Raw genomic sequence first — 14,030 nt, 5'->3', positions numbered from 1 at the left:
TAGTGAAACGAAGTTTCTACTACTTGGGGTCTCCGACATTTAAAAACGAACTAAAGCTTCCGTGAGCGGCAATATCTGCCAAACCCAGTGATTCGCATACACTTTCTTACCGTTTACGATTTGCAGATTATATTTCTTGAATAGCGGTGTAATTATTTGCCCAATATATTCCGGAGGCGCATACGTATAGTAATACACCGGCAGCAATTCCGCCAATCTCCTTGCCGCACGGAAATCATCAGGCGTCACCATTGCGGTAATGAGCCTCCGGTATGCAGGGAAAAGTATTTTATCCGCTTGCGGGAAAATTATAATGACTGCCTGTGGTTGCATATGGCTCTTCGCTGCTTGAAGCTCAAAATGAGCTGCAGAGAGCCTCATGCGCACTGACATAAGGCTTTCATCAGTATCTAAAAGCGCCAAACGCGCTGAGAAAAATGCCAGCATGCACACTGCCATGCACGCCGCCGCATTACGCATACGCGATCGGCGCAATAACCTGCTCAATGCAAGAATTGCATATGCCACGAAGGGTATTCCCAACATATAAATAGGCAGCCAATAACGGAAAAAAGACGTGTTGAGCGATATCGTGTTCCGGTCAATACGGTCTGAAAACGCCCACGAGCCATAATAGATCACCAGCAAGATGGTGACTGCCGCGGCAGACGCGCTATACCCTGCCCATTTCATTTTTTCATCTCGAGAAGTGCTAAAAAACCTGATAACCATAAGGAGTATGCCTGCCGCACCCAACGCGCACCACCACCAATAATAGATGACCAGGAATTGCTGCATCGCCAATACCGTTTGTGAAAAATTAATACCGAATGGCGCAAAGAAAAGATTGCGGAATTGCGCATCAGGCAATTTGGTTATAAACTCACCCAACTCCATCCCTTGTACGCCGCGATACCCGATGGATATCGGCGCGTCGTATAATTCAATGTTAGTGGTAAACAACGGCAAAAAAGCGAATAGGCCGCACGCTATAAATAACAACGCGCCCGATACTCTTACCCTCCGCCACCCAGATATGAAACAAAAAACAGTCAGGAAGGCTACCCAAACCAATTCCGATGAACGTACCACGAGAGAAAATCCAATGCATAAACCTGCGATGCCATACGCAATCAGCCTTATCGCTTGTCGTATAAATACCCTCGCTTTATTGTCATCCCGCACCGAGATGCTTGGGATCCAGAAACAAGCACACATCAGCAAACTCATGCCGATGATCACCAAACTCACAAACAGCACGTTATGATACATCCCCCTGCTCGCGTAATACCACCATGGTGGCAAAAAAGCGAGCAGCGCTGCGCTCAACAACCCCATAGAAGCGCCGAATAACCTTCTCATCAATAACCCAAACGCAATTACTGCGAGCGAAGCAAATAACGGCGTGAGATATGGGATTAACCATATGCCAAACCATTGAGCCATGTAACCATATAACAATGGAAGGCCGAGGAAACTCCCCGGCACTACCCTTGTGCCGATCACATTCATGCTCCGGGGTTTGAGAAGAGAATTCCCCACAACTTCCAGCGGCTCGCTGTACCACAGCGGCTCGCCCTTCGCCACCCTTTGGGCCCAAAAATAATTCGCAGTCTCGTCGGGAGAATCAAACATCGGATCCCCTTTCCGCTCGGGAGCGCTTAAGATCGAGAGCAGGAAAAAGAGAGCCCCTATGCCGCAAAGCAAAATAATGAAATAATATCGCTTCATAATGCGTGCCAATGATGCGTTTCATGTCATCCCGCACGTGATGCGGGATCCAGAAACAAACAATGAAATTTCACGATCACAACGGGCTTCTTATATTCTTCAGACTTGGATTCGTCACTTTGGTGTAAATCTGCGTGGTCCTGATATTCGCATGCCCCAAAAGTTCCTGCACATAACGCACGTCTACCCCGTTTTCCAAAAGGTGCGTGGCAAAACTATGCCGCAGAGAATGGAATGTCGCATGCTTTTTAATCCCCGCTCTCTTAAGAGCGGCATAAAATACTTTTTGCGCCGTGGCTTCGGTCAGCCGTCCGCCGCGTTCGCTCTCAAACACCCAATCTCGTCCTTCTTTGCCAACAAGGAACTTTTCCAAGTCACTAACGATCTTTCCTGATAACACGGTCAGCCGGTCTTTTCTGCCTTTGCCCTGTCTGACCGTGATCGTTTTATCTGCCATATCAATATCCTGTACGCGCAGCCGCACCACCTCGCTTACCCGCAATCCCGCTCCATAGGCGCAGGCGATAAGCAAACGATGCTTGATGTTCTCAATCTGCTCCAATATTTTTTCAATTTCAATGCGGCTCAATACTTCCGGCAACCTCTGGCTTCGTTTGGGATGCCGAATTTTTTCAAAGTTAGGTCTCTTGTAAATCTGAGTATAGAGGAAATTAATGGCATTGGCCGCGAGCGCGATCGTCTGGCTGGAAAATTTCTTTTGCTGCTTGATGTACAAGTATTCCTTAATCTCTTCCAATGACAAATCACGCAATGGTTTTCTGTAAAAAGTAAACAGGCCTTTGACCGCGCTGGTATACGCCGCAATGGTTTTCCGGCTATAATTGCGCAATACCATCTCCCGAGTTAAAATATCCAGTAGATTAGCCATAGAATCTACAATTAGAATATCATACACTCCACATATCATACAAATTTGGTATACTAATCATATATCTTTCCACATATTAACCAGTTGTACGAAATAAATTTTTTATCTTTTCTATTAATTCCAAGTTTTAATCCATTAACCACGAAGAAAATTTGATTTTTTATTTTATTTAAGAGGGGAACAAATTAAAGACTTAATTTTACAAATTATAGTATGACAAACGATATTATATTAGTGAAACCAATGTATCCTTGTCAGGCTGTACCAGTGGTGGTCTTCGGGAAACGTTGTCCAAAACCCTGTTTGTATTGTGATCTTCACCGGAAACAATTTGATAGTGATCAAATAATCGTCTCTGGCCGGAAAGAGGTTTTGAAAAATTTACAGAAGTTTAAGGGAACTTACTTTAGCGCCGTCGCTGACTGTTTTTTGCCCGCCAATTGCGACCTGACCCATTATCTGTTAGAACATGTTTGGAAAAGAAAAGAAGATTTTGTGCCATTAATAGTCACTAAACAAGTGATTCCTAATAAATCTATCAAATTGTTAATAACAAATAAACATCGCGTTGTTGTTCAAATATCATTACCGAGTCTAAACCAGAGACTTCTTTCTCTTTTAGAGCCCGGTGCGGCTCCAATTATCAAAAGACTGGAAATAATAAGAAAATTAATTAGAGGCGGCGTACCAGTTATCGTCGTGGTGATGCCGTGGTTTGATATTTATGAAAAAAATGAAAGTATTGAAGATCTTCCACGGGTATTAAGCGGGATTGGAGTAAAACGATGCATCATTGGTACCGGCGTATTACCGGAGCCACAGAAACAACGGATCGTTGATTTAAATGATAAGTTGATTTTGAAAGCCATTAGCAAAATGACTGCCGTCAGACAAGTAACAACCAAACTTGGTTATACTTTACCATTTAGAAAAAGAATTCTAGCGTTTCAAAGGTTAATCAATGCCTTTCATAAATTCGGTATTAAGGCCAGAATTTGTACAGCTGATAATCTTGACTTAATTAATAAAACTAAACTGCCTCTTTGTACGGAATTTCGGCATAATTTATTTCGTAAAAATTAAAAAATAGTAATTTTTCTTATATGACAAAAGAATATACTGAAAATTTTTACGGTTCAACTAGGGACCAGGTACTCAAAACCCCTGAACATCAGAAGAAGGTAGATCTTGCGTTTAATCGGGCCAGCGAAGTTTTACCTTCATCTGAGTTTAGTGAGTTTGATGAACAAATTAAAACTCATATGCATCCAGATAAGGATGACCATGTCGGTGGTTATAAATTACAGGGTTATATAGGTGAGGCATTTTTAAAACATATTGCTAAAGCAGGATTAGAGAATAGATTTTATACCACCAAGTTTAATATGAAATTTCAACAGCCAATTACTATCGACGGAACAATAGTTAACATGCATTTTGAACGCTTGGGCAAGGTAAAAAAACTACTAAACCAAAATATACTATACAGTCAGTGGCATGTTGTTGTCTCTCATGTCCAAACAGCTACTTTTCCTCGTTTATCTCAAGAAAAAAACTCCACAGTATATTGCGAAGCAAGCTTTGATCTTACCGGGCCTCATCCCCAATATATCCGTCCCGGCGATAGCCAAATTGAATTTGATTTTAAAGACTAAGTTGTGTTATCGTTACATCCTAAAAGCAGTTGAAATAAAAATTCTTTAATGTGTCTTGGCTCAAAAAATTCACCCCTAACCCCTCTTTTTTGAGCCAAGACAAAAAATCAAATTTTCTTTTAGAACAGATAAAGCTTATACCATTAAAAACGAGGATAAAAAATTTACATCGCACAACACTGTGTATGAGGTTCAAAAAATATGGCATTTATATAAATTTTAAGGTCGCCATATTTTTTTCACCCAAATCCCGCTATTGCTAATACCACATTTAATTTGATAAAATAACTGTGTAAGAAGTTCCACGAATTAATCGTTTTACAATGGCGCGGGACTTCTCATACACAGATACGTTAGGCGAAATAAATTTTAGACTTTTTTAAATATGGGAGAAAACGAACAACCGCAACAAATTCATCAAGAAGGAATAGAAAAAACAAAGGAGATGGTTTTATCAAACCCTGCGTTTATTAGATTTGCTGGTGGATTTGAACTATATCAAAACTTACTCCATGCCGAGGGCGCTGAAAACAAAAGCGCAATTACAGAAAGAATGGCTGATCTTTATGTTTCTAGATTGGGTAGCTCAGGCGAAGAGATTCAACATTCCGAAGCAAAACAAGAATTATATCAAATAATTAATTCCGCCCTGCAGGAATGTCAAGAAAATAATTTTTCCAGAGATAACTTCGCCAACAGATTAGCCTCTTCACCAATTGCCAATCTATTTTTCGCTGAATGGAACAGAAAAGCGGATGAGGTTGAGGAAGGATCTGGCATGGTTCATGTCAATGATGTTATCGCATACAAAAAAGCTGGTGATGATGAAATTTCATTACATATTAGACCAACGGGAGTGAAAAGCGCAGAATTAATTTCTAAAATCATAGATGGCTTTCAAACGATAGGTGCTAAATTAGAAACGGGAGAAATCACGGCAGACAGAATTATGATGAAATCTTGGCTACTTAATAAAAAAATGGAAGGGAAAGCCAGACTGCTCTTGGGTGATGAAATTTCAATAGAAGATACTTTGCCAGACGATAGCGACGTTGTAGCCGTTCAACACTTAGCATTACAATACAACAAGAGATCTCTGGAAAAATATTTGACAACGGGAGAAAAGCCAGAGGTAAGACAAGTGGTGATGACAAAAGATGAATTTGTTGCGAGATTAAAAAAGTCTAAAATTTACATCGCCTAACAGCGTGTATGCGGTTACGCTCCCTACGGTCGCTCCACCCATATTTGCTACGCAAACATCGCATACACGCGGACGTTATCGGAAATAATATTATTTAATCCTAATTTTTACTTATGCTTAACAAACAACTCATTTTTATTTTAGTGACAATCTTGCTATCAGGATGCTCTGCTAATAACTTATCTTATTCCAATTATGAACAATTGTCTGAGCAAGACAAGAAAAAAGTTGATTTTTTAATTGCCAGTGAACATGATTCTTATGACAGTTGTTTTGATCATAACACATCTAGATGCCCAACCTTCTTCTCTAATGCAAAAAAATTAGGATTAATTAATGATGATGAATATATTTTAATATACGAAGAAGATACAAATAATCCCGGCAAACCACATAATCCAGATTATTCAAAAAATGCATTAGAAGCAAGACGTACCATACTAAATCGTTATTTTAATTACGTAAAAAAAGAATATTCTAATTATCCAAATAAATTGACAAACGTTGATTGCTCTAAGTCTTATTGTAAATTTATTCGTTAAAAAATAAAATTACATCCGATAACACGGGATAAGCAAAATATTTTCTAGCGAAAATACTTCGCTTGATCCCGAAACGTTAGGCGACATATTACTCGGTTTTCATTTATTAAATTTTTTCTTTTTTATTATAAGAGCCCTTTTTAATTTTTTAAAGACCGAAAAAAATATGAACATAAAGCTACTCTTCCATCCTAAACAATTTATTCACCAACTGCCCGACAATAAAATATCTATCAAACTAATTCTCTGGTTGGTCGGCTTTTATTTGATAACCATACTACTAAATTTGTTTACGGGTTATAGCAAACTACTAAACCAAATAGCAGAATTTAATATTCAGTATGCACACATTGGTTTAGGGACAAAACTATTTGGTGGTGTTGTTGCTATATTGTTGATGCTACTAAGTGTTCTTGTTATTGTCACTATAGTTATATTGGCCACTAAACTGATCCTGAAATTATTTCATAGATCTCTTACACTTAAAAATATTATCAACCTTTTTGTTTATAGATGGATAATAAAATTTATCCTGATTGTGCTAATTGGTGTGATTATCCTATTAGCTCTCAAACTTGTAAATCTTACAGGAGAAACATCACCAATAATTCAAAGGTTGCATTATTTGAATCCAAATGAGCTAAATAATTTGGTCTATAACATTATCAATATTCCCGCTACTATTCTGTCTTACATTTTCTACGTTTGCATCATTAATCTTGCCAGCAAACGCGAACAAAATTAAAAAACTATTATTTTACATGGTAATTAATTTTAAAAATATGATAAATTCAAAACATTTGATAAAAATCGCCTCAGCGTGGGTAAGTATAGTTTATACAATCTGTTATGTCGGCGTAGCAATCTATCCACCAAGCAGGGAACTATTTATGAAATTTTCTCTGCATACCGATGTATCTTTTAAATCAGATTTTCTTAGCTTTGGCTACTTTATTTCAGGTTTAGTTATCTGGAACATTGTGACGATTCTTGCTGTTTGGTTGTTTGCCGCATTGTTCAACAAAATCAAAAAATGAACCCCTCCTCGAGCGGAACTGCAGAGTATTCGGCGGAGGTGGATAAACGACAAGGAAAAACATATACATCAGCTAACAACGTATATCTGGCTACGGCTCTTTCGTGAGCCTACACCCATATTTTGCTCCGCTACGCTCCACAAAACATCAGATATACGCAAATGTTATGTGAAATATTATTTTTTATAAAATTTTTTCTTTTTTATTTTTAGAGGGGAAATATAGTGTTTTTTCCGCGGAGTTTACCCCGCACTTGATGCGGAGCTCCAAAAACGACAAATTTATATCTGAAATTGACCCAATTCCTTAATATGGTATACTCTAAATAATTAACTAAACCATATTAAGTATTATCCTATGACTTATCTATCGCCAATTATAAAAACCCGACTGGAAGAAAAACTCATTAAACTAAATAAACTTCGTCCCCTACCAAAATCTGCGGTACAAAAACTGCGGGAAAAATTTCAAATAGAAATGACCTACAACTCAAATGCCATTGAAGGCAATTCCTTAACTTTAAAAGAGACATTTTTAGTTATTAACGAAGGCATAACAGTAAAGGGAAAACCTTTAAAAGACCATTTGGAAGCAAAAGACCATCATGCCGCGCTGGAATATCTGTATGACTTAATAGATAAAAATAAAAAACACACCATCTCTGAAATGCTCATACGAAATTTACACCAAATTATTATACGGGAAACTGACAAAGAGTGGGCCGGGAAATACAGGAACGCTAACGTAATTATTGGCGGAGCGAAACATACACCACCCGACGCATTGCAAGTGCCCCAAAAAATGAGAGATTTAATCAACTGGCTTAATTCACAAAAAAATAAGATTAATATCATTGAGCTTTCAGCTTTACTGCATCATAAACTAACACATATTCATCCATTTTTTGACGGCAATGGCAGGACCGCACGTTTAGCCATGAATGTATTGCTGATGAAAACTGGCTATCCGCTGGTTATTATTTTGAAAAATGACCACAAAAAATATTACGATGTGTTGGACAAGGCAGACAGTGGAAAATATGAACCATTGGTGAAATTTATCGCTCAATCCATAGAGCGCTCCCTTGATATTTATCTAAAAACTTTAACTCCGGCAACACAAAAACAAGAAAAGTTCGTAACATTGGCAGAGATATCTAAAAATACCCCATTTTCCGCCAAATATCTAAACTTACTTGCGAGACAAGGAAAACTCGAAGCATACAAAGAAGGCAGGAATTGGTTAACTTCAAAAGAGGCAATCGAGCGATACCTTAAAAATAGAACCCGACAGCGAAAAATTTCAAAATAAATTTCAATATGCTATAGCCATGGGGTCAATTAATAACAACAGCAACCGTTCTGGTTCAAGTGCGGCTCTTTGGCGATACATGCGCCTCTTGGTAATGCTCTTCGTATGACTCCCTGGGATACTTTCTTCTACGAAAAGATAAGACAAATCTTTGAGCAAAAAAAGGATATTATTGACATTGGCGGAGGATTGAGAATTTCTGACACAAAAGGAAACCGGTATGACCCGCACCGCGCGTGGATAAAACAATATCTCAATGCGGTAAATTATAAAATCCTTGATCCCGTGCCGGACTACCACCCTGACATTATCGGGGACATCCATCGCATGCCACTGGGCGACGCATCGACCGATGCGATTATTTGTATCGCAGTTTTGGAACACATTGAAAACCCGTTCAAGGCTTTTGAAGAAATGCACCGCGTGCTGAAAAAAGGCGGCTATTGCTTCCTCTATGTCCCATTTCTCTACTATTACCACGCGCAGCCGGGATATTATGGCGACTTTTGGAGATATACGGAAGATTCACTAAAGTATTTAAGCCGCAATTTCTCTTCTCTAGAAATACAAAAAGTAAGAGGGCCGCTCGAGACATGGGTACACTTGAGCCCCTTGGGCCGCTTTACTCTCCTCAATACGCTCGCAAGAACTACCGATATCCTGTTAAAAAAACAAAAGTCAAAACAAACAAGCGGCTACTATGTTTTTTTAATAAAATAATTAATCATTTATACTCAATTGCTATTCAATTCCGATTCCATCGTCATTCCCGCCCCGTATCAAGGTACGGGGCAAGCTCCAGCGGGAATCCAGACGCCGTCCTCGACCGAGATCGGGGAAAACCAAAAGAAAATTGATCTTTTTGTTTGTTTTATGTCTGGATTCCAGATCTCGGTCTGGAATGACAATCGGAATTGGGTTGGCAAATTAGTATATTTCACAATTAAACACCATGTGCCCTTTATGAGGGCTCATTTTATTATCAATAAACCTATTTGCATGAATGCACAGTACTGCTACATTTAGGCGCTGTAAAATAACATATTCACCACTTTAATGTATAATGAGATTAATACCGTAATGTGACAATTCTATGATGATTACCTTGAAATAGTAATTTTTTATGCGCCCTTACCACATATTAACAAAATCTCGTGCTACGAAAATCGCCATTTTGCTTCTGCTCCCTGCAGGACTCGCGCTCAACCTTTTCTTTTTCCACTCTCTCATTATTGGGATTACATTTAGCATCCTCTGGCTCGTTGTTTCGTGCGTGCTTTGGGGCAACATTTTTGCGCCTTCCCGCGAAAGGATTGAACAATACACTCTTGGCTTCCTCTCGGTTCTTGTGCTCGTTATTCTCGCTGGATCCACATATTTTCGCCTCGCGGCATTCAATGAGTACGCTATTACCGCAATAACGTTCTTCATCCCTCTTGCCGGTTATGTAATCCTATTTCTTCGCACCAAGCGCCAGCCCCCTGCTGATACTAAACCGGAATCACAGCCAATACATACTCGACTGCCGCTCAATAAATATCTTGTCCCCACACTCCTTACCTTTGCATATCTCACCCTCTTCGCTATATCCATAAACCTCATTCTCGACCATCGCACCGACGCCTCAATACGCACACCATGGGAAGTCCTTCCCCACTCGCTCCTTTATCTCTATGCACTTGCTACCTTTATTCTCTTATTTCTTTTCTCCCGTAAAGAAGAGGCTTGGTCGGGGATAAAAGCATCTAGGAAGTTTCCGTTCTTGACCTCTCAGCGAGGGATTGGTTCTCTGGCGAACCCTCCGGAGCCAGCCCCAGCATGGTCTCCCGATACTATCGGGAGTGGGACTGGTGAGGCGGAGCCCCGCATGGCGGGGCAGGAGGCGGGGACGCGTGTTCGCCGAGAACCATCCCGAGCGGATCCCGCGTCCTTTTCTTCGATCAAACTAATACTCCTATTATTTCATTTTTTCTTCACCCTCTCTCTCGCGCTCCTCATCTACCGCATCGGATATGGCTTTGATCCGTTTATCCACCGTGCGACTGAAAAAATTATCTTCGAAACTGGCTTGCTCACCCCGCCTCCTTTGTCATATCTTGGGCAATATGTCCTTGTAGTCTTTCTCTCAAAAGTGATGCTGATTCCCCTTCCGCTCATTGACCTCTGGCTTCTGCCTGTCCTCGCAAGCATTCTCATTCCCATTATTGGAATTTTCACACTGAAAAAATATTTTCAAAAAACACATCTTTTACTCATTACAATTCTTTCGCTCCTCATCATCCCCCCCTCGCTTTTTATCGCCACGGTGCCGCAATCGCTTGCGAACCTTTTTTATCTCATCCTCGTTTTGCTTTCCTTATCATGCCTTCATCGCCACTTACCACTATCCTTGCTCTGGGGTATTGCGTTTTGCATAATATTTATCCATCCCATCACCGGTATTCCTGCCCTCATGCTCCTTTCATATATAACCGTGCAGAATAATACTTCTCCACGTATCTCCCGTGTTTTAACTATTATAATCAGCATATTGAGCTCGCTTGGGCTTCCTGCCGCGATTATGGTGGCAAACAAGCTCTACGGGGGCATTGCACCCTTATATGCTGACGCGCTCCCACTTCCCAATCTCATTCCCCACTACCTACCTTTCCTCTCCCTCGCACACACAAGCGAGCTCTGGATGCGAGCGCTCCCTCTCCTTTTCTTCATCGGCGCCTTGGCAGGGACGTACCTGCTATTGCGTCGCAAAGAAAACAAATACCCACTCGCTTTATGGCTCACTGCGCTGGTCCTCTTCATCAATTACCTTTTTATCCGCACACTTCCCCTCACCGCGATGATCGCATATGAGCGCCCAGAGTTTACCGAACGTATCCTCGACCTTATAGGACTCACCATACTTCCCCTCTTTATTATTACACTATATCGATCTATCTCCTCCCTCTTTTCCTGTAGAGAACTATATTCTGTCATAATTAATGACAGTGAGGGGATGGCAATTTTTGAGGCGGAAAGGCGCGAGGGTCGCTTGATCGCGACGCCGAACAAAATTGTCCATCCCCAAACGGGAACAAAATCGATAATTCTTTCTCTCGTAATATTCACCTGCCTCATCACCATTTCTTTCTACTACACGTACCCCCGCGTCGATGCCTTTTCCAAAAGCCGCGGCTTTTCTGTCTCCCAAACGGATATAGACACGGCGCATTGGATAGAAGCCAACGCGGGGAACGAGCCGCATATCGTCCTTTCCAACCAATCCATAGCCGCCGCCGCCCTGCAAGAATTCGGCTTTAAAAAATACTTTAAACTGAAAAACTGCCAAACTGCAGACTGTCAAACTATATTCTATTACCCCATTCCCACCTCTTCACCTCTCTATCAATTCTACCTCAACATGGTGTACCAAAAAGCATCTCGCGTAACAATGGAAAACGCCATGGATCTTGTGGGTGTCACGCGCGCATATTTTGTCCTTAACTCTTACTGGCTTGATGCAGAAAAGATATCCGCACGCGCTTCTCTTGACGCAGACCACACGGCAACGATTGGTTCCACAAAAGTGTTTGTATATTTAAAAAAGTGATATACTGTCAATACTTAAATTACGGAAACCACCCCATCCCCTCCCTACTAAGAGCCTGCCCCGTGTTTATCACGGGGAGGGGACACGTGAGGGGAGGTCTCCTAAGAATGAAGATCAAAATTTATTCATGATAAAACTCTAGCAATTCTATGAACAATGCTACCAAGGGTATCATGCTCGCGCTTGCTACCGCATTCTTTTCCGGCACCAATAATTTTTTAACAAAGATCGCAGTGACCGCGCTCAAGGATCCCATACTCTCCACCACTCTACGAAATGCGCTTGTGGGCGCGACGCTTGTAGGAATTATTCTTCTCACGAAGAGATGGAAAGAATTAATTTCACTAAAATCTTCTCAAGCGCTCCAACTGCTCTTCATTGCGGTCATCGGCGGATGCGTGCCCTTTATCCTCTACTTCACAGGCCTCTCCATGATACCCGCCCTCAGTGCCGCATTCATCCATAAAACCCTCTTCCTCTGGGCTGCCATTTTTGCTGTTCCTCTATTAAAAGAACATATAGGCATTACCCAGATAGCCGCCCTCCTTCTGCTTTTCGGCGGTAACCTCGCATTGGGATTTCCTAAATTTAATTTCAACATAGGTGAGGCGCTGGTGCTGATGGCGACCGTATTTTGGGCGCTTGAGAATGTCGTTGCCAAAAAGGCATTGGCCAATATCTCAAGCCTCACGGTTGCGGGCGCGCGCATGGCAGTAGGATCGCTCTTCCTTTTCCTTATTCTTGCGCTCAAGGACGGCAGCGGCGCCATAGTGCATCTGAATGCTATGCAATGGGGATGGACCTTGCTCACCGCACTGCTGCTCTTGGGGTATGTCACCACGTGGTATAGCGCGCTTAAAAAATTGCCCGTCACCGTTGCCACGGCGCTTCTGGTGCCTGCGACGCTCATAACAAACGTCATGAGTGGAATATTTATCACCCATTCAATCACGCTGCCTCAAGTATATAACGGCGTATTGGTCGTTCTTGGTTCCACTCTCCTCATCTGGGGCACGCGAAAACTCATAACTCCCCTCGTTTCTCGTAACTCACCCCATCCCTCTCTTACTTTAAGAGAGGGTGATGCATCAAATCTTCCCTCTTAAAATAAGAGGGAAGGCCAAAATCGACTCCTCCTCTTAGGATAAGAGGAGGCGGGGAGGAGTTACGAACCGTATTTCTCCGCGTATGGTTCAGCCTTTATCCACCTCTGTGCCTGTTGACGGCGTGTCGCGCTGCGCGCGTTATTCTTTCGGCCCCAATCGCCTGCACCTGTGCGGGCCTGACGCGAACCGCGAAGTGCTCGCCTACCTCACCGCGAAAGAAAGCGGCCAAGGGCTTGAAAACCTGCTCCATAAATTCAAAACGCTCTATCCCTACCTAGAGATGATTGCGCATGCGAACGGCATTGCGGATCCTTTTGACGAACGCATCGTCGAATCCTACTGGCTCGGCAACGAACTGCTCACTCCCATCACCCCACAAATGCTCCTGACCCATTTCACTGACGCGCTGAAATTAAAAAAGCGCCTCACCGCGCGTAATTTCGACCATCTCACGGCGACGCTACAATATCACCCGCTCCCTCATCATAATTTCCATGTGTTCAATGTGTGGCAGCGCACGGGGCACGCAGAAACGGAACACACACTCGAAAGCATGGACAAATGCCGTGTGAGCTGGGGGAAGGTCATACTCATAGACGGGCCATTTATCACAGTATCACGGCAACCGCTTATCCTTTCTCATTGTCATCCCGCACTTGATGCGGGATCCAGGCAAAAAAAACTAAAAGGGAATCCCAATCGTTTAATCCTCGGCTCCCCCAACCCCTACCGCATCACCCGCAGGCTGGACGATGATTCGCTTATGGAAGAGGTAAAGGAGGGTGACACGATTTCCATCCACTGGGATATGCCCTGCGAAATATTAAATCCTCAGCAGCTTAAAAATTTGATACATTATACAAAACTCTCGTTACAATTTTCATTAATATAAAAGAGATTAGCCGGGCTATGACTAATCTCCCATCCACACTACCTCAACCACCCATCCTGGGAGATTGTAAGTATTTC

13 protein-coding genes are annotated in these 14,030 nt (G+C 41.9%); 11 read left to right on the top strand and 2 right to left on the bottom strand.

The genetic code is table 11. The annotated features are described in order from the left end of the window. Positions 1-39: 39 nt before the first annotated feature. Together WC659_04850 and xerA are read right to left on the bottom strand one after the other, a co-directional pair. A complete protein-coding gene (locus WC659_04850; protein MFA4873234.1) occupies positions 40-1,731 on the bottom strand; it encodes a hypothetical protein in 1,692 nt (563 codons plus the stop codon). 76 nt (positions 1,732-1,807) lie between these two features. Continuing rightward, entirely contained in the window at positions 1,808-2,620 is an 813-nt protein-coding gene (xerA, locus tag WC659_04845) for a site-specific tyrosine recombinase/integron integrase (GenBank protein MFA4873233.1), read from the bottom strand. Between the two features lie 213 nt (positions 2,621-2,833). On the opposite strand from xerA, the gene WC659_04840 reads away from it, so the two are divergent. The 11 genes from WC659_04840 to WC659_04790 all read left to right on the top strand — a co-directional run bounded on the left by WC659_04840 (position 2,834) and on the right by WC659_04790 (position 13,953). Next, positions 2,834-3,703, top strand: a complete 870-nt coding sequence (locus WC659_04840; GenBank protein ID MFA4873232.1) for a radical SAM protein — start codon at positions 2,834-2,836, stop codon at positions 3,701-3,703. 20 nt (positions 3,704-3,723) lie between these two features. Continuing rightward, positions 3,724-4,275, top strand: a complete 552-nt coding sequence (locus WC659_04835; protein ID MFA4873231.1) for a hypothetical protein — start codon at positions 3,724-3,726, stop codon at positions 4,273-4,275. A gap of 385 nt (positions 4,276-4,660) precedes the next feature. Continuing rightward, positions 4,661-5,479: a hypothetical protein gene (locus WC659_04830; protein MFA4873230.1), complete on the top strand. Its 819-nt coding sequence runs from the start codon at positions 4,661-4,663 to the stop codon at positions 5,477-5,479. A gap of 113 nt (positions 5,480-5,592) precedes the next feature. After that, positions 5,593-6,021, top strand: coding sequence for a hypothetical protein (locus tag WC659_04825; protein ID MFA4873229.1), 429 nt, complete (start codon positions 5,593-5,595; stop codon positions 6,019-6,021). A gap of 166 nt (positions 6,022-6,187) precedes the next feature. Beyond that, entirely contained in the window at positions 6,188-6,766 is a 579-nt protein-coding gene (locus WC659_04820) for a hypothetical protein (GenBank protein ID MFA4873228.1), read from the top strand. 37 nt (positions 6,767-6,803) lie between these two features. Then, positions 6,804-7,058: a DUF5676 family membrane protein gene (locus WC659_04815; GenBank protein ID MFA4873227.1), complete on the top strand. Its 255-nt coding sequence runs from the start codon at positions 6,804-6,806 to the stop codon at positions 7,056-7,058. A gap of 357 nt (positions 7,059-7,415) precedes the next feature. Continuing rightward, complete coding sequence (locus WC659_04810; protein ID MFA4873226.1) at positions 7,416-8,369, top strand: Fic family protein; 954 nt, start codon at positions 7,416-7,418, stop codon at positions 8,367-8,369. A 105-nt stretch (positions 8,370-8,474) separates the two neighbouring features. Next, positions 8,475-9,089, top strand: coding sequence for a class I SAM-dependent methyltransferase (locus tag WC659_04805; GenBank protein ID MFA4873225.1), 615 nt, complete (start codon positions 8,475-8,477; stop codon positions 9,087-9,089). 403 nt (positions 9,090-9,492) lie between these two features. Then, on the top strand, positions 9,493-11,955 hold the full coding sequence (locus WC659_04800; GenBank protein ID MFA4873224.1) for a hypothetical protein: 2,463 nt from the start codon (positions 9,493-9,495) through the stop codon (positions 11,953-11,955). A gap of 149 nt (positions 11,956-12,104) precedes the next feature. Next, entirely contained in the window at positions 12,105-13,061 is a 957-nt protein-coding gene (locus WC659_04795) for a DMT family transporter (protein MFA4873223.1), read from the top strand. A gap of 82 nt (positions 13,062-13,143) precedes the next feature. Next, on the top strand, positions 13,144-13,953 hold the full coding sequence (locus WC659_04790) for a DUF6390 family protein (protein MFA4873222.1): 810 nt from the start codon (positions 13,144-13,146) through the stop codon (positions 13,951-13,953). Positions 13,954-14,030: the final 77 nt, after the last annotated feature.

The sequence above is a fragment of the Patescibacteria group bacterium genome, assembly GCA_041645165.1.
In the GTDB taxonomy this organism is placed as follows: Bacteria; Patescibacteriota; Patescibacteriia; order 2-02-FULL-49-11; family 2-02-FULL-49-11; genus 2-02-FULL-49-11.
The sequence above is the reverse complement of the archived record's forward strand: the minus strand, read 5'-3'. Positions and strand labels throughout refer to the sequence as shown.